Source organism: Bacillus sp. S3, assembly GCF_005154805.1.
In the GTDB taxonomy this organism is placed as follows: domain Bacteria; phylum Bacillota; class Bacilli; order Bacillales; family Cytobacillaceae; genus Neobacillus.
Genome location: NZ_CP039727.1, coordinates 2,839,643 through 2,861,845 on the forward strand (window position 1 = coordinate 2,839,643; position 22,203 = coordinate 2,861,845).

Annotated in this window: 21 protein-coding genes; 5 read left to right on the forward strand and 16 right to left on the reverse strand. The window is 39.1% G+C overall.

Annotated features, from left to right (window positions below):
- Window positions 1-119 precede the first annotated feature (119 nt).
- Window positions 120-1,022 (reverse strand): TIGR01777 family oxidoreductase, encoded by a 903-nt coding sequence (locus tag FAY30_RS13625; protein ID WP_149870389.1) that lies wholly within the window; start codon window positions 1,020-1,022, stop codon window positions 120-122.
- Window positions 1,023-1,422: 400 nt separating this feature from the next.
- Between FAY30_RS13625 and FAY30_RS13630 the strand changes: the two genes are divergently transcribed.
- Window positions 1,423-2,433 carry a 2-oxoacid:acceptor oxidoreductase family protein gene (locus FAY30_RS13630; protein WP_149870390.1) on the forward strand — a complete coding sequence of 337 codons (1,011 nt, stop codon included), beginning with the start codon at window positions 1,423-1,425 and terminating at the stop codon, window positions 2,431-2,433.
- 17 nt (window positions 2,434-2,450) lie between these two features.
- Window positions 2,451-4,763, forward strand: a complete 2,313-nt coding sequence (locus tag FAY30_RS13635) for a thiamine pyrophosphate-dependent enzyme (protein ID WP_149870391.1) — start codon at window positions 2,451-2,453, stop codon at window positions 4,761-4,763.
- A 135-nt stretch (window positions 4,764-4,898) separates the two neighbouring features.
- Here FAY30_RS13635 and FAY30_RS13640 read toward each other — a convergent pair whose 3' ends face one another.
- The 3 genes from FAY30_RS13640 to FAY30_RS13650 form a co-directional block, all read right to left on the reverse strand.
- The gene (locus FAY30_RS13640) at window positions 4,899-5,459 is read right to left on the reverse strand and encodes a class I SAM-dependent methyltransferase (protein ID WP_149870392.1); all 561 of its coding nucleotides are present in this window, start codon (window positions 5,457-5,459) and stop codon (window positions 4,899-4,901) included.
- 73 nt (window positions 5,460-5,532) lie between these two features.
- A complete protein-coding gene (glyA, locus tag FAY30_RS13645) occupies window positions 5,533-6,876 on the reverse strand; it encodes a serine hydroxymethyltransferase (protein ID WP_149870393.1) in 1,344 nt (447 codons plus the stop codon).
- Between the two features lie 273 nt (window positions 6,877-7,149).
- Window positions 7,150-7,812, reverse strand: a complete 663-nt coding sequence (locus tag FAY30_RS13650; RefSeq protein ID WP_149870394.1) for a GntR family transcriptional regulator — start codon at window positions 7,810-7,812, stop codon at window positions 7,150-7,152.
- A 202-nt stretch (window positions 7,813-8,014) separates the two neighbouring features.
- Between FAY30_RS13650 and kynA the strand changes: the two genes are divergently transcribed.
- Window positions 8,015-8,872 carry a tryptophan 2,3-dioxygenase gene (gene kynA / locus FAY30_RS13655; protein ID WP_149870395.1) on the forward strand — a complete coding sequence of 286 codons (858 nt, stop codon included), beginning with the start codon at window positions 8,015-8,017 and terminating at the stop codon, window positions 8,870-8,872.
- Window positions 8,873-8,937: 65 nt separating this feature from the next.
- Here the strand turns inward: kynA and FAY30_RS13660 are convergent, their stop codons facing one another.
- The 7 genes from FAY30_RS13660 to FAY30_RS13690 form a co-directional block, all read right to left on the reverse strand.
- The gene (locus tag FAY30_RS13660) at window positions 8,938-9,807 is read right to left on the reverse strand and encodes an SDR family oxidoreductase (RefSeq protein ID WP_149870396.1); all 870 of its coding nucleotides are present in this window, start codon (window positions 9,805-9,807) and stop codon (window positions 8,938-8,940) included.
- An 87-nt stretch (window positions 9,808-9,894) separates the two neighbouring features.
- Window positions 9,895-10,242 (reverse strand): hydrolase, encoded by a 348-nt coding sequence (locus FAY30_RS13665; RefSeq protein ID WP_149870397.1) that lies wholly within the window; start codon window positions 10,240-10,242, stop codon window positions 9,895-9,897.
- Window positions 10,243-10,633: 391 nt separating this feature from the next.
- Complete coding sequence (locus FAY30_RS13670) at window positions 10,634-11,359, reverse strand: 3-ketoacyl-ACP reductase (protein WP_149870398.1); 726 nt, start codon at window positions 11,357-11,359, stop codon at window positions 10,634-10,636.
- Window positions 11,360-11,491: 132 nt separating this feature from the next.
- Window positions 11,492-12,790 carry an MFS transporter gene (locus FAY30_RS13675; protein ID WP_149870399.1) on the reverse strand — a complete coding sequence of 433 codons (1,299 nt, stop codon included), beginning with the start codon at window positions 12,788-12,790 and terminating at the stop codon, window positions 11,492-11,494.
- Window positions 12,791-12,837: 47 nt separating this feature from the next.
- Window positions 12,838-13,431: a class I SAM-dependent methyltransferase gene (locus FAY30_RS13680; RefSeq protein WP_149870400.1), complete on the reverse strand. Its 594-nt coding sequence runs from the start codon at window positions 13,429-13,431 to the stop codon at window positions 12,838-12,840.
- A gap of 138 nt (window positions 13,432-13,569) precedes the next feature.
- Window positions 13,570-14,520: a ribose-phosphate diphosphokinase gene (locus FAY30_RS13685; protein WP_263315190.1), complete on the reverse strand. Its 951-nt coding sequence runs from the start codon at window positions 14,518-14,520 to the stop codon at window positions 13,570-13,572.
- Between the two features lie 176 nt (window positions 14,521-14,696).
- Window positions 14,697-15,044: a hypothetical protein gene (locus FAY30_RS13690; protein WP_149870401.1), complete on the reverse strand. Its 348-nt coding sequence runs from the start codon at window positions 15,042-15,044 to the stop codon at window positions 14,697-14,699.
- A gap of 183 nt (window positions 15,045-15,227) precedes the next feature.
- On the opposite strand from FAY30_RS13690, the gene FAY30_RS27185 reads away from it, so the two are divergent.
- Window positions 15,228-15,380: a hypothetical protein gene (locus tag FAY30_RS27185; protein WP_190284645.1), complete on the forward strand. Its 153-nt coding sequence runs from the start codon at window positions 15,228-15,230 to the stop codon at window positions 15,378-15,380.
- 351 nt (window positions 15,381-15,731) lie between these two features.
- Window positions 15,732-16,184 carry a DUF2269 family protein gene (locus FAY30_RS13695; RefSeq protein ID WP_149870402.1) on the forward strand — a complete coding sequence of 151 codons (453 nt, stop codon included), beginning with the start codon at window positions 15,732-15,734 and terminating at the stop codon, window positions 16,182-16,184.
- 48 nt (window positions 16,185-16,232) lie between these two features.
- On the opposite strand, the gene FAY30_RS13700 is transcribed toward FAY30_RS13695, so the two are convergent.
- The 5 genes from FAY30_RS13700 to pglZ all read right to left on the reverse strand — a co-directional run bounded on the left by FAY30_RS13700 (window position 16,233) and on the right by pglZ (window position 22,143).
- Window positions 16,233-16,787 carry a hypothetical protein gene (locus FAY30_RS13700; protein WP_223820778.1) on the reverse strand — a complete coding sequence of 185 codons (555 nt, stop codon included), beginning with the start codon at window positions 16,785-16,787 and terminating at the stop codon, window positions 16,233-16,235.
- A 98-nt stretch (window positions 16,788-16,885) separates the two neighbouring features.
- Window positions 16,886-17,539, reverse strand: coding sequence for a vWA domain-containing protein (locus FAY30_RS13705; RefSeq protein WP_149870404.1), 654 nt, complete (start codon window positions 17,537-17,539; stop codon window positions 16,886-16,888).
- 77 nt (window positions 17,540-17,616) lie between these two features.
- Window positions 17,617-18,618 (reverse strand): macro domain-containing protein, encoded by a 1,002-nt coding sequence (locus tag FAY30_RS13710; protein ID WP_149870405.1) that lies wholly within the window; start codon window positions 18,616-18,618, stop codon window positions 17,617-17,619.
- 107 nt (window positions 18,619-18,725) lie between these two features.
- Entirely contained in the window at window positions 18,726-19,481 is a 756-nt protein-coding gene (locus tag FAY30_RS13715) for a GNAT family N-acetyltransferase (protein ID WP_149870406.1), read from the reverse strand.
- Between the two features lie 112 nt (window positions 19,482-19,593).
- Window positions 19,594-22,143 (reverse strand): BREX-1 system phosphatase PglZ type A, encoded by a 2,550-nt coding sequence (gene pglZ, locus FAY30_RS13720; protein WP_149870407.1) that lies wholly within the window; start codon window positions 22,141-22,143, stop codon window positions 19,594-19,596.
- Window positions 22,144-22,203: the final 60 nt, after the last annotated feature.

A 22,203-nucleotide genomic window follows, 5' to 3' on the forward strand; every position in this document is an offset into this window, starting at 1 on the left:
ATGTCACGATTGGGAAACCTAGCTTTCTTAAAATCTTGTAAGGCTTCGATCGCTGTACAAATGATAATGGTAGCAATGAATCCCCTTGATAATCCAAGTTACGGAGACGCCAATCCGGACTAATTTGTAATCAAATCCTCCAAAGCAGATTGGAGTGAAGGAAACTTGAATTCAAAGCCTTCACTTATTAAGATTTTTGGGATAACATACTGTCCTTCTAGAACAAGTGAACTCTTTTGTCCAAGTGCCATTTTCATGGCAAATGATGGGACAGGAAGCCAATGTGGACGATGTAATACAGTACCAATTGTTTTTCCAAACTCCTTCATCTTGATTGGGGATGGAGAAGTGACATTTACAGGACCTCTCAGATGATCATTTTCAATAGCAAATGAAATGGCTCGAACTACATCGTCCACATGGACCCAGGACACCCACTGTTCACCCGAGCCAACTGTACCTCCGGCGTACAATTTATAGGGCAGTGCCATGAGCGGAAGTGCTCCGCCTTCCTTACCTAGTACCACACCGAACCGCATGAAAACGGTTCGAATGTTTTGTGACTCTACTACTTTTGCTTTGTTCTCCCAGTCCGTTACTGTCTGTCCAAGAAAATCATTTGCCCTTTTTAGGGACTCTTCTGTATATACTGCATTTTCTGAAGAGGGATAAATGCCAATTGCACTCGCATTGACTAGTAAAGAAGGTTTTTCATTCAAGGAAGCGATTATTCTAACTAACTCATCAGTTGCTTGCATCCGACTGTCATATATTTGTTTTTGATGGTTTGCATTCCATCTGCCATCGTTGATGGAAACTCCCGCTAAGTTTATTAATACATCCGCATTTTTTATTTCATTTTCGGGAGCAGTGCTTTCTTCCAGCCACCTTACATACGATACATCCCTCGAAGGCCGCTGATTCTTCCTAGTTAAGATAACGATAGTATGTCCCTCTTTAAGTAGAAGGTCGGTCAATTTTTTCCCAATAAATCCAGAACCACCAGCAATAACAATTTTCATGCTTCCTTCTGCCTCCCTATTTCCACCCGCGGGCAATCCGAGGTTTGCAACCGCCATTTTATACTAATTTTACCATAAAGAAGTTCTACGGGACCGTAATTAGTGATTTGTCTCCTGTTTGGTCTTGTTGCATGTATTACTGGTTAACATAATTAATTTATCGTAAAACAATCAATACTGTTATACAACATTTAAAATCTGTACTATATCAAAACTCTTTTTGTAATAAACCAATATATGATATCAATCCAAAAACCGCTTAATAACAAGGGTTTTGAAGTGAAATTTTTTTTACTTAATAATCTGTTGTATTTCATTTTCAGTCCTGTTACAATGAAAATGAAATAATTTATAGAAAATTTATAATATTAAAAACAATTAATAGTTAGGAGGAATACGATTGTCAAAACTGCCAAAAATGAATGACTTAGGTTTTTTTGAGATTCGCCTGGAATCTATTGGCGGGTTAGGAGCGAATTTAGCCGGAAAAATGCTTTCCGAGGATGGAGTAGTTGGAAATGGACTAAACGGTGTCGGCTTTTCATCCTATGGATCAGAAAAGAAAGGCTCTCCCGTTAAAGCGCATATTCGCTTTTGCGACCCGGAAACAAACATCAGAGACACTACACCCATTGAACGCCCTCACGTTGTCGGCATTTTCCATGATGCCCTATTTAAAACCATTGATTGCACAAGCGGAATTTATCCCGACAGTACCATCTTAGTGAATTCACAAAAATCCCCTGACGAACTGAAGCAACTTATGAAAATTCCCGGTGGAACAATAGCCATCATTGATGCAACTGGAATTGCCTTGGAAGAACAAACAAAAGCCAATACCGCCATGTTGGGAGCGCTTTATCGGATTTTGGACTTCTTAGACCCTGAGTCGATGAAACAAACGATTCGCCGTACCTTTGAGAAAAAGTATCCGCATTTTGTGGAGCCCAATATCCGTACGTTTGAGCGCGGGTACAATGAAGTGGAATTCAAAATATTCTCGCTCGATGAGGCGTTCGAACCTAAACCATTTACACGTGCAGAACCGCTTCTTGGCTATCAAACGCAAGCGATTGGCGGCACAATCACAAATCCTGGAAACAGCATTTTAAAGGATTTAAGCATTTCTCGTGCAGGGATGCTGCCGCATTTCCATGAAGATAAATGTATTAATTGTGCGGCCTGCGATACCGCCTGTCCAGACTTTTGCTTTGTATGGGAAGAAAAAGCAGACAAACGAGGCCGGCCACAAATGTTCCTTAAAGGAATTGACTATCAATATTGTAAAGGCTGTTTGAAATGCGTTACCGCTTGTCCTGTCGAGGCATTATCAGGAGAAAGAGAATACAATGACGGCTACGCAGACAGTAATCGTGTACCGCACCTATTTGATTTAGCCACACAAAATTAAGGAAAGGACTGATCTTCATGTCCATTAATTTAGATCAAGAAAAGTTATCCATGCACAAAGGGTCAGTTGAACAAAGTGTTGTTTTTGAATCCGGCAATGAAATGGCTGCTTATGCCGCCCATCAAATAAATTATCATGTTATGGGCTACTTTCCCATCTCTCCTTCCACTGAAGTTGCCCAGTTCCTTGATGGGATGAAAGCCAAAGGTGAACATGACATTGTATTGATTCCTGCAGATGGCGAACATGGATCAGCTGGTATCTGCTATGGGGCATCAACTGGTGGGGGTCGTGTATTTAACGCAACAAGTGCAAATGGTTTTCTTTACATGCTTGAGCAGCTCCCCGTTCAATCAGGAACCCGCTTTCCAATGGTGTTGAATTTAGTTAATCGCTCTGTATCAGGACCATTAAATATTCATGGAGATCATTCAGATTTATATTTCGCGTTAAACACCGGATGGCCCATCTTAATGGCGCGTGATCCGCAAATCGTCTATGATATGAACATCATCGCGATTAAACTAGCAGAAGATAGTGAAGTCCGGCTGCCCGTCATTGTATCATACGACGGATATTTCACCTCCCATCAAAAAAGACGTGTCAATGTTATAAAAAAGAGAGAAGATGTTCAAAAGTTTATTGGCGAATTACCAACAAGCTTTACTCATGCCCTAGATCGTGAGAATCCGGTAACGATCGGACCTTATATGAATGAACCCGATTATATCAACAACTGTTATCAACAATCTGAGGCTATGTATAGAGCTGAGGCTGTGTTTGAGCGAATTTCAAAGGAATATGCGGAATTGACAGGACGCGAGTATCCAGTTCTTGATCTATACCGGATGGATGACGCAGAAGTGGCTGTCTTCATGCTGAATTCTGCTGCTGAGGTTTGTAAAGATGTGGTGGACCGCCTTCGCTCACAAGGAATAAAAGCCGGGGTCATCTCACCCAATATGATACGCCCCTTCCCCCAAAAACAAATAGCGGAAGTGTTAAAAAATGTGAAAGCGGTTACGATTGGTGATCGTGCAGACTCCTATGGAGCTCACGGCGGAAATATGGCACTTGAGGTAAAGGCAGCGCTCCAAACAGCAGGAAATGTAAGTACAAAGGTCATAAATCGGATTTACGGTTTAGGTGGCAAAGATTTCTACGCCGATGATGCCGAGCACTTTTTCCAATTAGCAAAAGAAGCCGCTGATACTGGTATAACGGAAAAGTCGTTTGACTACTTCGGACATAATCCTGGCAGATCGGAATATGCACCTAAACGCGTCTTAAATCCAATGAAAAAAGAAGATTTAAACACAGGTCTCATCACCGTCACGCCTGATGAAAATACGAGTGAGCTTAAGGTTAAAATCCCTCCAATGCGGAGCTTGACGAAAAAGCCCAAACGGTTAGCTTCCGGACACGGCGCTTGTCCAGGATGTGGTATTTTCTCGGGACTGGAGTTGTTTTTTAAAGGAATTGAAGGAGATATTGTCGCACTTTTCCATACCGGCTGTGCAATGGTTGTGACGACCGGGTTCCCGTACAGCGCTCATAAAGCGACTTACATCCATAATCTATTCCAAAATGGCTCCGCTACGTTATCGGGTCTTGTGGAAATGTTCCATGAAAGAAAACGCCGCGGTGAATTAGCAGATTTAGGTCTGAGCGATGATTTTACCTTTGTGATGGTGACAGGCGATGGCGGCATGGATATTGGCATGGGTCCTGCCATCGGAACGGCATTGCGTAACCATAAAATGATTATCCTTGAATATGATAACGAAGGTTACATGAATACCGGCAGCCAACTCTCCTATTCGACACCGATGGGACATATGACGAGCACATCAAATGTTGGTTCCTTCCAGAATGGGAAGCCGTTCCATCATAAGGATACAGCGCAGATCATGGCGGCCACTCATATTCCATATGTTTTTACCGGAACGGAGGCGTTTGACCGCGACCTGTTAAAGAAGGCAGCGAAGGCACAATGGTATGCGAAAAATGAAGGCTTGGTTTACGGAAAAATTTTAATTACCTGCCCACTAAATTGGAAATCAAAGGATGAATTAGGCCAAACAATCGTAGAGGCTGCTGTTAACTCCTGCTTCTTCCCTCTTTATGAGGTCGAACGAGGAATCACAACCATTACTTATGATCCAGAAGCTAAAAAGAAACGCTTAGCTGTATCGGAGTGGTTGAAGCTGATGGGGAAAACGAAGCATTTACTAAAAGAAGAAAGCAATGTGATGCTGCAAATGTTTAATGATGAAGTAGAACGCCGTTGGAACCGTCTCAAAGCTAAACATGAAAGTCCGTATTTATAAAAAAGAAAATGCTGCAGCCTGGTTATGACTGCAGCATTTTTTATTTTACTATTTTTTTATTATGAATTAATCCGTGTGGTTCCCTGTCATTGTAATTATCAACTGCGCGGTTATTGCTAAAAATGCCATGCCCTTTCATCGTTTCTGACAAAAAATGGTTTGCCTGCACTCCGTTTCATTTTCTTCAAAAAAAAGGATCGTCCAATCCTCAAATTCATTTAATAACTCTTTCGGCTTTAATTTGTACTGATTCGATACTCCCTGATTTTCGGTTTGCGGTGAATGATAGTAGGTTTCCATGAAAAAATAACCATTTTTATTTATGATTTTTTTCACAATATTGAAAAGCGAGCGATCGAGGTAATACGTTATAACTACTAGATCATAGGAAATGTTCTCCCAACCTCCATATTTCCATTCGGTAAGGTCACATACCCTTGGAGCGATGGTAAGCTTATGGCTTGCAGCCTGCTCTTGAATATAGTTAATGGCAACATCCGAAACATCCATTGCCTGAACTTGATAATTCATCCTTGCCAGAAACAAACTGTTTCCACCAAGACCGCAAGCCAGATCAAGTGCAGTCCCTCCCTTTAGAAATGGGGACAGTTTCTTTAATCTAGGATTGGGAATAGGTTTCTTACTAACATTCAAGCGATCTTGATGTTTCATATTCCATTTGGTTCGTGTGTCCATTTGAAAACTCCTAAAATGATCTCAATAATATCTGTTCCAACTTTATTTTACCATGTTCTGACCGTCTCTCCTATTAATCGAAACAGTAATGAATCTTCTGATAACCAGACCGCATTTCAATGATACGCTTGCGAATCGTTTCGACTGGTTCTTGATCCTCCAGCACACGGACAATATTGTCTGCAATAATGTCCATCTCTGCTTCTTTCATTCCTAAACGTGTAATTTCGATGGTTCCAATCCGTAGTCCACTTGGAAAATTCCAATCTTCTGGTTTATCACTTGGAATTAGATTTTTATTGGTAATAATATTTGCCTTAGCTAACTTATGGGCAACTTCTAAGCCTCCGCCAAAACGTTTAACGTCAAGAATCACTTGATGTGTTTCTGTGAAACCTTTATGCGCACCAAGTACATTGATTCCTCGATTGTGCAGCGCTTTTGCTAGTGCTTTGGAATTGGCGACAATTTGTGCCATATACTCTTTTCCAAATGCAAGGAATTCAGCCGCTGAAGCAGCCAATGCAGCAACACGGTTTACTTGGTGTGTGGCCGCTAATGCTGGGAAAATCGTATCACAAACTGGTTGTGTAAGCTCCGGATCATTCCAAACAATGATACCGCTTTGCGGACCACTGAAGGTTTTGCCAGCTGAACCTGTCATAATGCATGCTCCCTCGTTTAATGGATCCTGGAATTGTCCGCCCCCAATAAGGCCAAGCTGGTGAGCACCATCAAAGAAAATCTTGCCTCCCCACTCACTGACAATCTCTGACATTTCTTTTAACGGGAATGGGAAAAGAGTCATAGAGGCACCAAGCGTTACCAAGCGAGGTTTCACCTGTCTAGCTATTTTTGCAAATTCATCGAGATCAACCACCAAATCAACCGGATCCATCGGAACATCATAAATATTTAACCCTCGAATCCCAGCAGGTCCGTCATAACGATTGCTAGAATGTCCCCCTAAAGGCTGAGCAATCGTCAAAATATTGTCCCCTGGTTTTGTCAGAGCAGCATAAACGGTCATGTTTCCGATCATGCTTGCTACAAGACGGTGATCTGCGTAATTACAATTAAAAACCTTTTTTAATAGCTCCACACATAATGATTCAATTTCATCGATATATTTGGTACCGGAAAACCACCTTTGTGTAGGTCCAATATGCCCTTCTGCAGCTCTCGTACCTACTTCGGATGCTAACAATTGGCGAACGGTTGGACTTGTTGGGGCTTCCGGGGCTAATAAATTGAGGCACTCCTGCCCCCTCCAAATGGCATTTCTATCAACCGCATCAATAATTTCCTTCTGAATCAATCTTGGAGAAGAGCTATTTTCAATGATTTCCTTTGCCCAATTTAATACCTTTTCATCATGTACTTCAAAAGTATCCGTTTTAGTTGTGATTGAACTCATTGTGATTCCTCCCAATTTGTTATTTTACAAGACTACCTCTAAAAACTTCAGACTTTTTGAGAAGAGACATAGACTATAACCAATTCGCTTGCCTCATGAGCGGTTGACACACATCTTTTTTCAATAAGAACGGTATGTAAAGTGAAATGGCCCATTACTTAAAACCAATATATCGCATATCACTTTGGTGGTCAATCTATTTTTTGATAATTTTGTCAATTTATATGGAAATAAAAAAGAGTACACCTGAATATGTACTCTACGCATAACTCATTATTCTTGGATTTCCTGATCTCCAACTAATACCCTGCCTAAACTTAACCAATTCTCCTCTACAAGAGTGGAAGCCAGGTTATGATTTTTCCCTTTACAAGCTAAAATGATTTCCTGATGCTGCTTGAGGGAAGTTTGACCGTCAAATGAACTGAATTTAGAGAACTCTAATCTTCGAATCTTAGGCATGATTCGTTCTAGGGCTAATTCAATTTCCGAGTTCCTTGAAGCCTTTAATAGAACTAGATGAAATTGATCATCTGCCTCTACAGCACAAACAACATCCTTTCTAGTTAATGCATCATGTAACTGACTATTGCTAAGTTCCATTAAATGTATATCTTCGTTTGTCATTAGTGGAACAGCAAGACGTGCAGCAAGACTATTTAAGGTGGCAACAACCGTAAATGCGTTTCTAGCCTCTTCCAAATTAACTTTGGTAATTCTAGTCTGGGAACCTGGCAGCGATTCAACAAGCCCTTCATCCTCTAGTCTTTTCAGCGCTTCCCTAACAGGTGTTCTGCTGACTCCAAATTCAATCGCCAATTCTTTATCTAATATTCGTTGTCCAGGTTCTAATTCCAATGTAATAATTGCTTTTTTTAAAGATTCATATACTTGATCTCTTAACACAGGACGCTCAATCGTTTTTATTGTTTTCATAAAATCAATATATCAATGGAGGTTTTTGCTGTCAATTAGGTTGATTTTCCACCTACAATATTTCGTTTATTCCATTGATACGTAAACACTAGCCAAAGCAACACATAATATCATCATCATCACAAAGCTAATCATTAAATTTATTACTATATAATTTAAAACTCACATATTATAGTAACTAGTATTAAGGGGGATGAGTTTAATGAGGAACCAAGAAAATGGAGAGGAAAAAAAGACTTCAGAACTAGAAAATGAAATTCAAACTGATTTTCAAAAAAATATGTCTTATGGTGATTACCTTCACCTTGAAACTATTCTTTCAAGCCAGCAGCGCCTATCGAATCACCACGATGAAATGCTGTTTATAATCATACATCAAACAAGCGAATTATGGATGAAGCTTATTCTCCATGAATTGAATGCTGCGATTCAGTGTATTCTTCAGAACGATCTGGAGCCATCATTTAAAATGCTGTCGCGCGTATCTAGAATTCAGCAACAGCTCATCCAATCATGGAACGTTCTTACAACTCTGACCCCTGCAGATTATATGCAGTTTCGTGGTAAACTTGGGCATTCCTCCGGATTCCAATCCTATCAAAACCGCCTAATTGAGTTTGCACTTGGACAAAAAAATGCTCACACCTTGGCGGTTTATAAACACCAAATAGGGCTATCTGAAACTATGTTGAAGTCACTGCATGAACCAAGTATTTATGATGCAGCCATCACAGCACTCTCCGTCCATGGATTACCAATTAATAAAAACGTTCTTAATCGGGACTTGTCCCAAAGCTATGAACCCGATCTAAGTGTTGAAGAGGCATGGCTGACCGTTTATCGCAACACCGGTCAATATTGGAATTTATATGAGCTTGCAGAAAAGCTAGTAGACATTGGTCATCAGCAGCAGCTCTGGCGCTATAACCACATGTCCACAGTAGAAAGAATTATCGGTCATAAGAAAGGTACTGGAGGATCATCCGGTGTAACCTATCTAAAAAAGGTTCTTGACCAATCATTTTTCCCTGAACTCTTAAGTCTTCGTACAAAACTGTAAAATCGAACCACTGCGGTCAGTCCCTCCTTACATAGAACTAACCGCGTTGTTTTTTAATTTGCCATTTAGCCATTTACAATAGTTCCACCATTCACATGGAGAATTTGCCCTGTTACAAAGGAAGAATCGATGTTGGAAGCAAGATATACATAAGCTGGAGCAAGTTCTTCCGGCTGCCCTGGTCGCTTTATCAATGTGTCTTGCCCAAATTTACTTACTTCTTCTTCCGTAAAAGTAGATGGAATGAGTGGAGTCCAAATTGGTCCCGGAGCGACTCCATTCACCCTGATTCCTTTTTCCGCTAACTGGATGGCAAGAGAACGAGTGAAAGACGTGATTGCCCCTTTTGTAGCAGAATAATCGACAAGCGTTGGATGTCCTTTGTAGGCTGTAATTGATGTCGTATTAATAATGGCGCTCCCTGCCTTAAGGTGTGGTAATGCCGCTTTTGTTAAATGAAACATGGAGAAAATATTTGTTCGAAACGTCTTTTCCAGCTGATCTGTGGAAATGTCAACAATGCTTTCCTGAGGATGCTGCTCCCCTGCATTATTCACTAATAAATCAAGTCCGCCTAGTTCATCTACTGTTTGTTGAACAGCTTCCTGACAAAAGGTTTCATCACCAATATCCCCTGAAAGTAATAGGCATCTTACTCCTTGTTCCTCGACAAGTTGTTTCGTTTCTTCCGCATCATGGTTTTCACTTAAATACATGATTACAACATTTGCTCCTTCTTTTGCAAAAGCAATAGATACTGCTCGCCCTATCCCACTATCTCCACCCGTAATAATAGCGTTCTTCCCTTTCAGCTTGTCACTACCCTTATATTTGGGATTCATGGTTTCCGGGACTGGTGTCATATCCTTTTGGATTCCCGGCTGCTTCTTTTGCTCCTGTGCAGGTATTTTGCTTGGGTATTTTTCATTGTTCATCTTATCTTCCTCCTATTAATCTATAATTTTCAATTTAATACCCCTTTGTGAAATGAAATAAACAAAAAGGAATAATGTGCAAGAAGTTTAAAATCTCTTGCAATGATCATTAGCAATTTCCTCATTTAATATTCCCATATCTCTAATATGTGCACGGCTGTTTGCGTCACCCAAGTAAAAAAGGATGGTATAGATCAGCACCAATCTCCGATCATATTCCATATTTTGAGGCTGGTGGTGATACTCTAGAAAAGGAATATGGGATCGAAAATAGCTTTCCCAATCTGTTATGTCATTACGGTCAAATAGACGTTCAATGACAGCCACTTGAGATTCCGTTGCTTCGATTTTAAAATCCCACTCTCCATCGAGAGGACCTCTGAAAATTTCCTGTGATTGGATATTAATATAATAGCTGTGTTTTTGTTCATTCATCCGATCATCTCCTATCTTTTTGTTTGTTTACCACAACATTGATTGTTTTAATCATTTTCATACATTTAATTACCTTTCTATTAAAAGGGAAGAATGAAAAAAATGTAGAAAAATAAAAGAAAATGAAAAAGGATTAAAGGTTTAGAAATTTGAAATATTTGGGTAAACGAATACTAGGAAGATGAAATATAGTTGCAAATAAATGGAGGGATGGATCATGAGAATTAATAAACATGAATGGCTTTCATTAAGCAAAGATATTAAAGTGAAGCTTATCCGCTTAGCCATTTTAGAAAATAACAACAAACAATCTTGAAGAAGATTTTCCCTGACTTTTCTCGAAGACAACAACATAAAAAAACGAAGTCAGTAGAGCTGACTTCGTTTTGGATTAAAATGGATTGGTTGCCAAAAGGCTGGCTGCTTTGATATAAACTCGTGGATGTAATTTTAATTGGGAAACAATAAATTCGGCAATATCTTCTGGCTGCATATACTTGTCTTCATTATTTTCAGCAATTAAATTGGTTTTGACAGCCAGTTCTGTAGCTACAGTGCTAGGAGTTAAGGCCGTCACCCGAATATTGTTTCTGCGGACTTCTTGCGCTAATGATTCAGTTAGACCGATTACACCAAATTTAGAGGCGCTATATGCACTAGATGTGGCTGCACCGTTCAACCCATTAGTTGATGAAATATTAATAATATCGCCGCCATTTTTTTCAATTAATTGTGGTAGAACTGCACGGGTAACATGATATGTTCCCATAATATTAACATCAATGATCTTCTTCCATTCTTCTGGGTCCATTTCTAAAAGTGTCGCAAATTTTCCTATTCCAGCATTATTAATCAGAATATCTGCTGTCCCTAATTCGTTCGTCAATTTTTCAATGGCTTGATTTACCTGTTCTAATGATGAAACATCAACAGCTGCATATGCTGCTTTCACTCCCAAACCAGCCACTTCGCTTGCGACTTCCTTTAATGCAGCTTCTGTTCTTGCCAGCAAACCGACCTTTACCCCTTCATTTGCTAATGCAATCGCAATCGCCTTACCAATTCCTCTTCCAGCACCCGTTACAATTGCAACTTTACCTTCTAATGATTGTGCCATTTGGAACAACTCCTTCCGAAAACTATTATTCCCTACTTGACCATTATATTATTAGGTAACCACCTTTTCTAAAATAATGCCTGCTCCTTTTTCCGCGATAGAACAGCATTTTATCGTACCGTTAACCAGGAATTATTTATTACGAGACCAAACAACTACCGGAATCAACAATAATGATAAGAAACCTCCAGCAAGTGAAAGTACAGCATAACTAGAGTGAGCGGCTACCATACCCGAAAGTACTCCTCCGGTGGCACCGGCTAATGCAATCAACACATCTACCGTTCCTTGGGTCTTAGCACGCGTGGTGGGAAGAGTTGAGTCTACAACAAGCGCTGTGCCGCAAATCAAGCCAAAGTTCCAGCCTAGCCCTAGCAAAGCGAGAGCGGTGATGATGCCTGCCATGGAATCTGCAGATGCAAAAGCTGCGATCACTCCGGCAGCAAGCAAAGTAATACCAGCTGCAATTGCCATTGCCGAACGACCAATTTTATCAACGAGAATACCGGTAAAAAAGGACGGCAAAAACATGAAAGCTACATGAATACCGATGACCATTCCCACCTCACTTAATCCATGACCATGGTGCCTCATGTGGACTGGAGTCATGGTCATAATGCCTACCATAACCAGCTGAGTTACAATCATTAGGACAGTTCCCAAAACAACTCCGTGATTATTTATTTCTTGAGTGTCCCTAGGGGTCTCTATTGATAGATTTACCTCTTCTTTGCTTTTCACTCGCGCAATGACATTAGCTACTACAAGAGGGTCGGGACGCAGGAATACTAAAAGCACCAAACCCGCTAGAATAAAAGCTGTGGCAGCCAGAATGAAGGGGCCCGCTAATGCTGGAATTCCAATTGACGTGGCAAATTCCCCCATTACCTCCACCATGTTGGGGCCTGCAACGGCTCCAAACGTGGTGGAAACCATAGCAGTACTGATGGCTGTTGCCCGCTGTTTTGAACTAGCCATGTCGGTACCCGCATAGCGTGCTTGCAGATTGGTTGCTGATCCGGCGCCATAGATTAATAGAGAGGCAAATAGTAATAGAATATTATTGGTTATTGCAGCAATCACAACACCGATAGCGCCAATTCCGCCTGTCAAAAATCCGGCGGCTAGCCCTGAGCGGCGTCCAAACCGTTGAGATAGCCGCCCCACAATATACGCAGCAGCAGCGGAGCCCAACGTGAACAAAGCAGTTGGAACACCCGCAAATTGATCAGTGCCGAGCATATCTTGAGCAATCAGGGCACCAACAGTAATGCCCGCAGCAAGCCCAGCACCACCAAAGATTTGTGAGAGAACAACAATAATCAATGTCCGTTTATATAACTGTCTTTGTTTTTCAGGGGAATCTATATAACTTTGGAGCCAATCTGGTCGAATTTCTATAGCCTTTGCATCGTCAGCATGATAAGACATCACTCGGTCCGCCTTTCTAATGAAAACCATCTTCCTCATCTTATTCTTTACTTCTTATTTACAGACTCTACCAAAACAAATAAATCCTTGGAGTATTTTTGCACCCTCGTCATCATAATATCATGTCCGTTTAATAGCTTAATGGTATTTCTATTTAAACAGCATCCATCACAAATTTTTTTCCAAACAGGTGTTAACAGCTCCTGAATGGTCCCAAGTATGCGATTTTCCATTTTCACATGTTCAAATAGGAGGATTTTTCCATTAAGTTTACATACTCGTTTCATTTCCAAGATTGCTTTTTCCGGATTTGGAATCGTACAAAATACGAGCGTGGCTACAACTGTATCAAACATATCTGCCTTAAATGGTAAATCCTCTGCAACTGCCTGAACCACTTCAATTGGAATAACCGATTGTTTTTGTTTGGAAATGGATTGCTCAATCATATGTAAGCTTGGTTCTACCGCTGTAACTTTTTCAGCAGAAGTATAATAGGGAAAATTCACTCCAGTGCCTGAACCCAATTCAAGGACGCTTCCCGTAGCGTTTGCCAAAAGTTTCTTTCGAATTTGTTTAAATTTCTTCTTTTCCAAAGGCTTCATAAAAATGTCATACCATTTTGCAAAAATACTGCTCATCTTTTCAACTCCAAAATCATTTATATACAACAAACAGCGGTATAAGAAAATGCCAACCTCCTTACACTTGCTAGGAGATCGGCATTGTATTTTTTATCTTCTTTACTTAGCGTTGGCTACTGGATGCATAGAAAAATCTTATTCAAATAAAGGACTTACCGCTTTCTCGTTATGAATCCGGTCAATTGCCTCTACAAGCAATGGAGCGACAGATATTGTTTTTATTTTTTCAATTTTTTTCTCTTCTGGTAACACAATCGTGTTTGTTACCACTAATTCTTTAATTGGTGATTGCTCTATTTTTTCAATCGCCTGTGCTGTGAATACAGGATGTGTACATCCGGCATAGATGGATGTTGCACCATTTTCTGCCAGCGCCTGAGCCGCTGAGGTGATGGTTTCAGCAGTATCAATTAGATCATCAATAATAATGGCATTTTTCCCTTCAACATTACCAATGACAAAAAAGGTTTCAATCTCATTTTCTTCTAGTTTTCTTTTATCAATCAGGGCAAGTGGAGAATGTAATAGCTTAGCCATTTTTCTTGCTCTTCCGATACTGCCATTATGCGGCGCAACAACGACAATATTGTCTAATCCTTTATTTTCATAATACTGTGTAAGGATTGGAACACCAAACAGATGTTCAACCGGTATATCAAAAAAACCTTGAAGCTGAGGTGTATGAAGGTCCATTGTCAGCACTCTTGTTGCTCCGGCAGCTTCCAAAAGGTTTGCGACAAGTTTAGCCGTAATTGGTTCTCGTGAACGAGCTTTTCGGTCTTGGCGTCCATACCCATAGTATGGAATAACAACATTAATCGCTTTAGCAGATGCCCGTTTCAAGGAGTCAATCATGATAAGAAGCTCCATCACATTTTCATTAACTGGAGAGGAAGTAGATTGAACAATAAATACCTCACTTCCGCGAACGCTTTCTTCAATATGAATTTGAATTTCACCATCACTAAATTTCGTAACAGAGCATTTGCCCAGCTCACAGCCTAAAAGCTCAGCCATCTCAGCTGCAAGTGTTTGATTTGAATTCAATGTAAACATTTTAAATCTGTTATTTAATTGATAGGTCACCTTAGATCCTCCACATTATCTAAATTTATCATTGCTATTGCTATACATTCATCTTATTTTACTATATAAACTAATATAGTGGTAGGAGTTAACCAATCAAAACACTAATTTCCATCCTTGGTTGATTCGTCTATTGATTAATTGCTATGTAGCATGCGGATTCAATAATCTGTTCCTTACTTTTGTAATAGTTGAATGAGGTTCTTAAGCGTGTATAGTCTAGCGGTAAAGAGAAATAAGTCATTGTAGTTATTGGTTACGTATTCATCAATAATGTTAATCCCTTGTTGAAAATGGTCAACTAGATAGAAAGTGTACTTTTCGTCCCAGGAATACTGATTTATTCTGTGGAGTTCATCGGCTAATATGTGAAACTTAAAATCATCCATCCAAAGTTTAATTTGATATATTTTATCTTTGTTTGGATTAAGGCTGTTCTCCACTTTATAACATCTTTGGACATATTGAATAAAACCATTTATCTCTTCTGCCAGCATATTGGCTTTTTGCATCTCGAAGTTCATATTTCCCTCTCCCTAATGTCTAAATTGAAATACGTTCCTTAGAAGAGTGTATGTTTTGGGAAAGTCCTGTATCACCCTGACATTAATGTCATTATTTTCAATAAAATCACCAAAACCCACTATTCTATATGCCTTTTCACCTGTAAAATTTGATGAAGAAGCAAATGTCAAGGGGGAAATTGAATGGCTCAAAATAGGCAGATAAGAAGATATGATATTGATTGGCTTACAAATATTGGAATCTTTCTATTATTTCCGTTCCACTCTGCAAGGGTTTTTGACTATTGGGATCCTTTTTATGTTAAAAGTGAAGTTTTGAACTGGGGGTTAAGCTGATTTATTATCGTAGCAAATTTATGGTTTATGCCGCTGCTATTCTGGTTGGCCGGATCCGCAAGCTGGTGTGCCCTTCGTGTGAAATCCACTACATATTTTCTAAAAGAAAGGTTAAGCTGATTATTCATTCCATTGTTTTTGGGAACAAATGAAGATGATTTTGTTGAGCATCTCATTACGACAAAATAACAAAAGTGCCAGGCACCATTCAAGTTCCGGATGCCGCAGCAGGCACTTTTTTTGATGATCAGTTAGTTTTTTTATTACATACAAAAGGAGCAAAAAATAATAGTTCTAATTATTCAGATATTCAGTAAAATTAAAAGTAGTAAAAAAGTAGGAGGTGAAATCATGACATTATACACATTCATATTGCTGATCCACATTGTAGCGGCCGTAGTTGGACTAGGGGCTACTTTTGGCATGCCTGTTTTAATGGGAAAGGTAAAAAATGTATCTCAAGCAAAGTTTGCTCTATTGGTTTCACAAGGAACAGAGAAATTAGCCAAAATCGGAAGCATTACACTGCTAATCACAGGGATTATCATGGCCATAATCCATCCGGAATTATTCAAGGAAATTTGGTATATTGCCTCAATTGTCATCTACATAGCCGTTCAACCCATTGCCGCCGGAATCCTTCCGAAGAAAGCTAAACTTCAAATCGAGGTCCTTGAAAAACATCAAGGTGAAGAGTTGCCTGAAGAATATAAAAAACTGGCAAAACAAGCAATTCCATTAAATAACATTTTACATATGGCGGCTATTCTTTTAATTATTCTGATGACAATAAAACCATTTTAACAAAATTGCCAAACAGTTGGGGCCTGACCCGCTTAACAACACTCAAGGTCAGGCACCATGATTTGAAGAATTTTGTTTATAAGGAACGCCTTTTTGGAGAAGCAATGCACTTATGTGTTTAAGCTGATCAGCATTCTGTACAACTATGAATTGAGGCTGAAAAATAGTCCTTTTCAGTATAAATGTCACCTTAAACGCATTGTTCACGTTTGTATCGAGACCATATAAACTATGCCATCGAACGATTTGCTCTGTTTCATAATGTTTAATTTGATTGTATGATACAAATTTCCCATTAAGTATTATTCCATTTGGCAAAAGAAATAAATTGCCACGATGTCGAACCGAGCCAATAATGATGAAGAACAGATAAGCCAAGCTGAAAAATGAAGATTCAAACCAATCTGTCGTTAAGACCAGCACAAAAAGAGCTGTTAATAAACCAAGGGCAGCAATCGTACCCCATTTGACATATCGATAGGACCTTGTGTTTTTCGTCAGCGGCTCCATTGATTTCCAATCAGTCGGAATAATAATACCTGCAAACTCACTTTCATTTATTGGATAAAGTGCATCTTTTGAGACATCTGCTGCCTTTTTCAAATTGAATAGATTTCGTAATAAATAATAGATTCCACTTAAAAGTACTAAAGTAAAAATAACTGTTACAAGAATTGTGTATCATACCTTTCCTTAGTTAGTCATTTATTCCGTAAACGACGATTATAATCCCTTTCAATCCCTTCTTTCCAGGTTCTGTCAATCTTTTTGCCGCTTCGAAGGGTAATCACAGCTTCATTAACCGCTTCATAATTAACTTGAGTTCCTACATGATCAGCATGATAATCCACAGCAAATTCCTCTTCGATTCCAAATTGAGCAGCGGTTGTGACCGCATCGATATTTGCTCCGAGGAACAGGAATTCCCAGCCATATTTGTCTTTTTGATGCTGAATTATTTTTTTGATTTTGTCAGTTGTAAATTCGCGGCTGGCATTTTCCATCCCATCCGTTGTAATCACGAAAAGGACCTTTTCTGCTCGTTCACTCTCACTTGTCCTCTTTTGTACATTCACCATTTTTTGAACGGTAAAACCAATGGCGTCTAATAGTGCAGTAGTCCCGCCTACCTCATAATCCTCTTCTGTAATAGGAGATATACCCTTAACATTTATTCGGTCATGTAATAACTCATAATCGTGATCGAATAAGACTGTAGTAACAATGGCTTCTCCTTCTGCTTTCTGCTGCTTCATCAGCATTGCATTATAACCGCCAATTGTATCTGCTTCAAGTCCTGCCATGGAGCCGCTTTTGTCTAAAATAAATACCAATTCTGTTACATTCTTTTTCATATTCTTCATCCTTCGTTATTTGATAAACTTAGGATAACAATAATACGATAAGAATTGGTCGCTTTGTAAGCGACATTTTAAGCACCAAGTAATGGCTGGTCAAAAGCAAATAAGGCTTCATTAATTTCATGAATATTGTAGTTAGCCTGCTGAATAAAGTATTCAATAATAACATCGAATTTACTGCTGCGTGACAAGGTATAACCAGCGGTCGTCAGCAGAGCAATCGTTTCATCTACATTTAAATGTAATGCAATCGCAAAAGCAACGGCAGTTTTCTTTTTTGGAGTGTAATCGATGCCATTCCGGATTTTAGAGAATAATTTCCGGTCAATGTTTGCCCTTTTATATGTCTCAACATCTGTCATTTCCTTTTCATCAATTAAACGAAGCAGCCGTTCGGAAAAAGATTCATCCAGTTGGTTCAATAAGTTTTCTAATGAATAATCAGTCTCTTTATATAGGGACTCTTGAAGAATTTCAACTTCTTGCCGTTGTTCCAATATAAATGGTTCTTCTCTATTACGAGTAAACGTGCTTTCTACAAGCTCGACATAATGCTCATCAATAAATTGATGAATGGATGTAAATAACTTCTTGCTTAAACAAAAGGATTTCTTGTCGAAAACAACAAGAAAAACGTGCATATCATGATGTAATAAAAATGAACCGATGGTGGAAACCGCAATCTGTAATGCTTCATCTCTTGGATAGCCGTATATGCCAGTCGAAATCAGTGGAAAGGCAATTGATTCACATTGGTGTTTTTTTGCCAGCTCTAAGGAGTTATAAAAAGATTTCTTTAACAAAGCTGCTTCTTGATGGGAGCCTCCTTGCCAAATTGGCCCAGGTGTATGAATAATATATTTTGCATCCAATTGAAACCCATCAGTAATAACGGCTTCCCCCACCTTGCATTCACCAATTTGATTGCATGCTTCTTGCAACTTACTGGTGCCTGCTGCACGAAAAATCGCTCCGCAAACACCACCACCCATTTTCAATGACGTATTCGCAGCATTCACAATTGCATCTACCTTCATCTTGGTAAGATCATGGCGAACAATTTCTAAGGGCATAATTTTTTCCTCCCTATTTTAAGAACTTTTACTACGTGAAATGGCACCTGGCCCCCTTATTTCGATCTATTGTTCTAAAATCTTACAGTATATAAATATTAATAGAATTAATCTTCATATACTTTGTGGGATTGATATTTAAAACCCTGGTACTGATAGTTTTGCCTTCTGTACATTTCTCTAGGAGTATCTTCACCATCCGCGACTAAAATGATGGTTTTATTAGAAAATTGATCCATAACAAATTTCTGCAATCTGCTTCCTATGCCCTTTTTCTGAAAGTTTTCATTAACAACCAAACCGTCAATTTCCGCTGTGTTTTGCTTAATAATAATATCTACCGATCCTGCCGGAGTACCTTTATATGATGCAAGCAGCTGCTGAATATTCGGATTCTTAAAATTTCGTTTATGCAATTCCTGATTTTGATTTGCAAAGTCACGCCCATTCTCCAAATCTTGCTGATATTGTAATGTAAGAAAGGACTCAAGATTGTTATCAGACAAAGTATGAATCTCAATATCTGGATTTTCTATTACTGAAGGAAATTGATTAGGTTCAATCGCATATAGTTCGAGAAATCCAATTTCATAGCCTGAATTATCCATGTAATCAATTAGTTCTTCAGCAGGTTTTTCATTTGGAGGAAAATAAAACTTTAGGTGGTTTTGACCATGTTTTAAATGGAATTCTCTTAAATAACTCTCTGCCTTTTTAAATTCTGTCAGAGTCGGAATCTGTTTAAACTCTATAAAGTTACTATCATATCTAGTTAACATTTCTGGATAATGTATCTGGCTGTATAGATTATTTTCAGATATGACATGACCAAGCGTATAAATATTTTCAAATGTTATTTGCATTTTGTTACTCCTTCTTTTCGAAATATAGTGCCTGACCCCCATTGATCTAACTCTTACCTCCATCGGGGGTCAAGCCTAACTTGTGCCACAAGAACCGTCCCCATGGTCACCATTAAATACTATATAATTTTAGCTCGTACTCTTCTTCTGCGTATATTTCGGTGGTTCGTCCGGAAACGTCCTCTAACTTTAATACACATACATCCCCAGTTCGATAACGGTCTTCAAGCAAATGAAATACGACATCTGTTTGGCGTCCGCTTACCTCACCTTCCGAATCGAAAGTAATTGTTATCTCATTCGAGATTCGTTCATTGTTACGGTAAAATGCGGCCCGTAATGTTCTTGGATATAAGTGGGTTGAAACCTTCTCCTCTTGGAAAAATGGGACAATAAACATATAACTGGTGATCACTTTTTGAATCGAGGCGATACGGACATTTACTCGATCTTCCTCTGCCTTTCGCGCTTTTCCTTTCATTTGCCTGTACTCTATCAATGGGATGATACACTCTTGCGGCATAGCTCCTCCGTGAACAAATCGCAAACCGCCGCCTGCGGTAAACCGGTTTAATCCTTTGGCAATAACCGCTTCCTGCTCCAGCCCTAGATATTGTAAGGAAATCTTCACGGTTCCTTCAGGAGTATTCAAATTATTTCCTATTGCAAAGCGCCGGTTGCGATCAAAGACATCGCCATTAATACTTTCTGTCTTCTGGTATTGTTCGACAAGGGAGGTTTGATAAAGAAAGCCGTGATCACTTGTCAGGTAAATCCTTCCTGCTTCATATGTTCCGGTCAACTTTTTGACAGCTGTTTTCAACCGTTCCAATGTTTGTGCGACTGCTTCATACGTATTCCCTTCTGTCTTACTGGAGTCACCGATAGCATCAATATTGTCATGATATAAATAGACGACACGCTTACCCTTTATTAACGCTAATCCCTCTTCTTTTCCTAATGGAATAAATTCATCCAGCTTTAGTGCAACAGAGTCAGGCTCATTTAATTGTAATATTTTATTACGATTGTTTAGACCTTTTGTGGAAAATCCATCGACAAATACGGTGCCATCACTTGAAATTCCGGTTATTTTTCCGGGAAGTAATGAGGCCATTCCGATTTGCGTATAGGTTGGTAAGGTTGCCTGCATAGGTATTAGCTTTACTTCTGCATTCAATCGCTGACTAAAATGCTGGGTTAGTTCATTTCCAATTTCAAATCTCATTGCATCGGAAATTACCACAAAAACCCGTTCTCGAGATCCCTCTATCAATGGCCGTATGATGGTACGATAAAAGTTCTTCTGCTGCATTATGTCTTGCAGAGGCCAATTAGCTTTTAATTCCGTCTCAATCAAATCATCGGTATAACGACTCAGTTCCATTAAATACCGATTTTCATACCAGAAGGTCAATTGGTCGAATAGCACTCGGTATTCTTCTACACCGGATTCACTCATAAAGGTGTGTTGTAGCTGACGGTAGGCTTGGTCGATATTAAAATCTTTCTCTGTATATCGATGAAACCATTCTAGTCCAGACTTCGGTGCATCATTTTTTTCAAACACTTTCAGCCACTCATACAAACAAAGAGCTTTCTCTAACAGCTGATATTTTTGAAAAAAACGTGTTTTATACCAATAACTCTTACTGCGTTCAGAAAGAATGCTTCTCCACTCCGTTACCACAATTGTTTCATTTAAAAGGAGTTCATGTAAAACTTCTAAGATCTTCTGTTCAACCACCGCAAATGTATCGCAGCGTAGAAAGGCTTGGTAGGTATGCTGTTCAACATCATGTTCAACATTCCATTTCTGTTCCAACTGATCTAAAATATGTTCTAATGACATTCTTTCCTCAGACTTTAACCATTCTTCAACAAATACCTTGCAAATATTAGGAACTGTGGATTCATAACTAACAGATATTACTTTCTCATCTATAATATGTGCGGCGTAATGCTGAAACACAATTGTTTCGATGATATGTGCTAAGCGATTTCCCCCATTCTTTGCAATGCCAAAATACTCACCCACATAGGTAAAAAATAATTCCTTATCTATGTACTTCTCAATTTTTCCAAGTTCCTCATTTGAATCTGATAAATTCCCACTAGATAAAACGCTTTTTAAAATATCTTGTGGATGAATAGTTCTTGCATTACATAACACAGCAAGCGTCGTTTGCTTTACTTGATCAATCGTGGGTTTATTGGGAAGTAGTTTCTGAAACTTCGCAACACGCTGTTTGTTTTCAAAAAACTTGGCATGATCTTCAAGAAATTTGCGAATGGGTAAATGTTCTAAACGTAATTCCTTCATGCGAATAGCAATTTCATCCGCTTGAAACTCACCGTATTTACCGCTATAAAGCAATATATCAAATAAGAAATTATCTTCATCCTCCGGCTTGGCATATGGCGCATATAGCAAATAAGAATGATCGGTATCCTCAATTTCAAGTAAAACTTTTGTCCGAAAGGAACTGTCCCGATCTAGGTGATGCACTTTTATTTGTTCTTGTTTTAGAACCGCTTCTATCTCAGAAAAATCGCGTCTTTCACTTTGGGAGTCATACCAAAATACAAGCGAACGATGTGCTCCGTTGTTCTCCGCCTGCTGTTCCCGAAATAGTCGCAGCAGTTCTTCAGTAATATTCATTTGACACCAACTCTCATCATACATAATCTTCATTCTTCTAGAATAAAAAAGAAAACAATG

Coding starts and splice junctions, on each gene's coding strand:
- FAY30_RS13680 (WP_149870400.1), bottom strand. CDS start 13,431: ATGAGCAGTATTTTTGCAAAATGGTATGACATTTTTATGAAGCCTTTG.
- FAY30_RS13690 (WP_149870401.1), bottom strand. CDS start 15,044: ATGAACTTCGAGATGCAAAAAGCCAATATGCTGGCAGAAGAGATAAAT.
- FAY30_RS13675 (WP_149870399.1), bottom strand. CDS start 12,790: ATGTCTTATCATGCTGACGATGCAAAGGCTATAGAAATTCGACCAGAT.
- FAY30_RS13650 (WP_149870394.1), bottom strand. CDS start 7,812: ATGAAAACAATAAAAACGATTGAGCGTCCTGTGTTAAGAGATCAAGTA.
- pglZ (WP_149870407.1), bottom strand. CDS start 22,143: ATGAATATTACTGAAGAACTGCTGCGACTATTTCGGGAACAGCAGGCG.
- FAY30_RS13640 (WP_149870392.1), bottom strand. CDS start 5,459: ATGGACACACGAACCAAATGGAATATGAAACATCAAGATCGCTTGAAT.
- FAY30_RS13665 (WP_149870397.1), bottom strand. CDS start 10,242: ATGAATGAACAAAAACACAGCTATTATATTAATATCCAATCACAGGAA.
- FAY30_RS13625 (WP_149870389.1), bottom strand. CDS start 1,022: ATGAAAATTGTTATTGCTGGTGGTTCTGGATTTATTGGGAAAAAATTG.
- FAY30_RS13705 (WP_149870404.1), bottom strand. CDS start 17,539: ATGAAAAAGAATGTAACAGAATTGGTATTTATTTTAGACAAAAGCGGC.
- FAY30_RS13660 (WP_149870396.1), bottom strand. CDS start 9,807: ATGAACAATGAAAAATACCCAAGCAAAATACCTGCACAGGAGCAAAAG.
- FAY30_RS13695 (WP_149870402.1), top strand. CDS start 15,732: ATGACATTATACACATTCATATTGCTGATCCACATTGTAGCGGCCGTA.
- FAY30_RS13635 (WP_149870391.1), top strand. CDS start 2,451: ATGTCCATTAATTTAGATCAAGAAAAGTTATCCATGCACAAAGGGTCA.
- FAY30_RS13710 (WP_149870405.1), bottom strand. CDS start 18,618: ATGCCCTTAGAAATTGTTCGCCATGATCTTACCAAGATGAAGGTAGAT.
- glyA (WP_149870393.1), bottom strand. CDS start 6,876: ATGAGTTCAATCACAACTAAAACGGATACTTTTGAAGTACATGATGAA.
- FAY30_RS13715 (WP_149870406.1), bottom strand. CDS start 19,481: ATGCAAATAACATTTGAAAATATTTATACGCTTGGTCATGTCATATCT.
- FAY30_RS27185 (WP_190284645.1), top strand. CDS start 15,228: ATGGCTCAAAATAGGCAGATAAGAAGATATGATATTGATTGGCTTACA.
- FAY30_RS13670 (WP_149870398.1), bottom strand. CDS start 11,359: ATGGCACAATCATTAGAAGGTAAAGTTGCAATTGTAACGGGTGCTGGA.
- kynA (WP_149870395.1), top strand. CDS start 8,015: ATGAGGAACCAAGAAAATGGAGAGGAAAAAAAGACTTCAGAACTAGAA.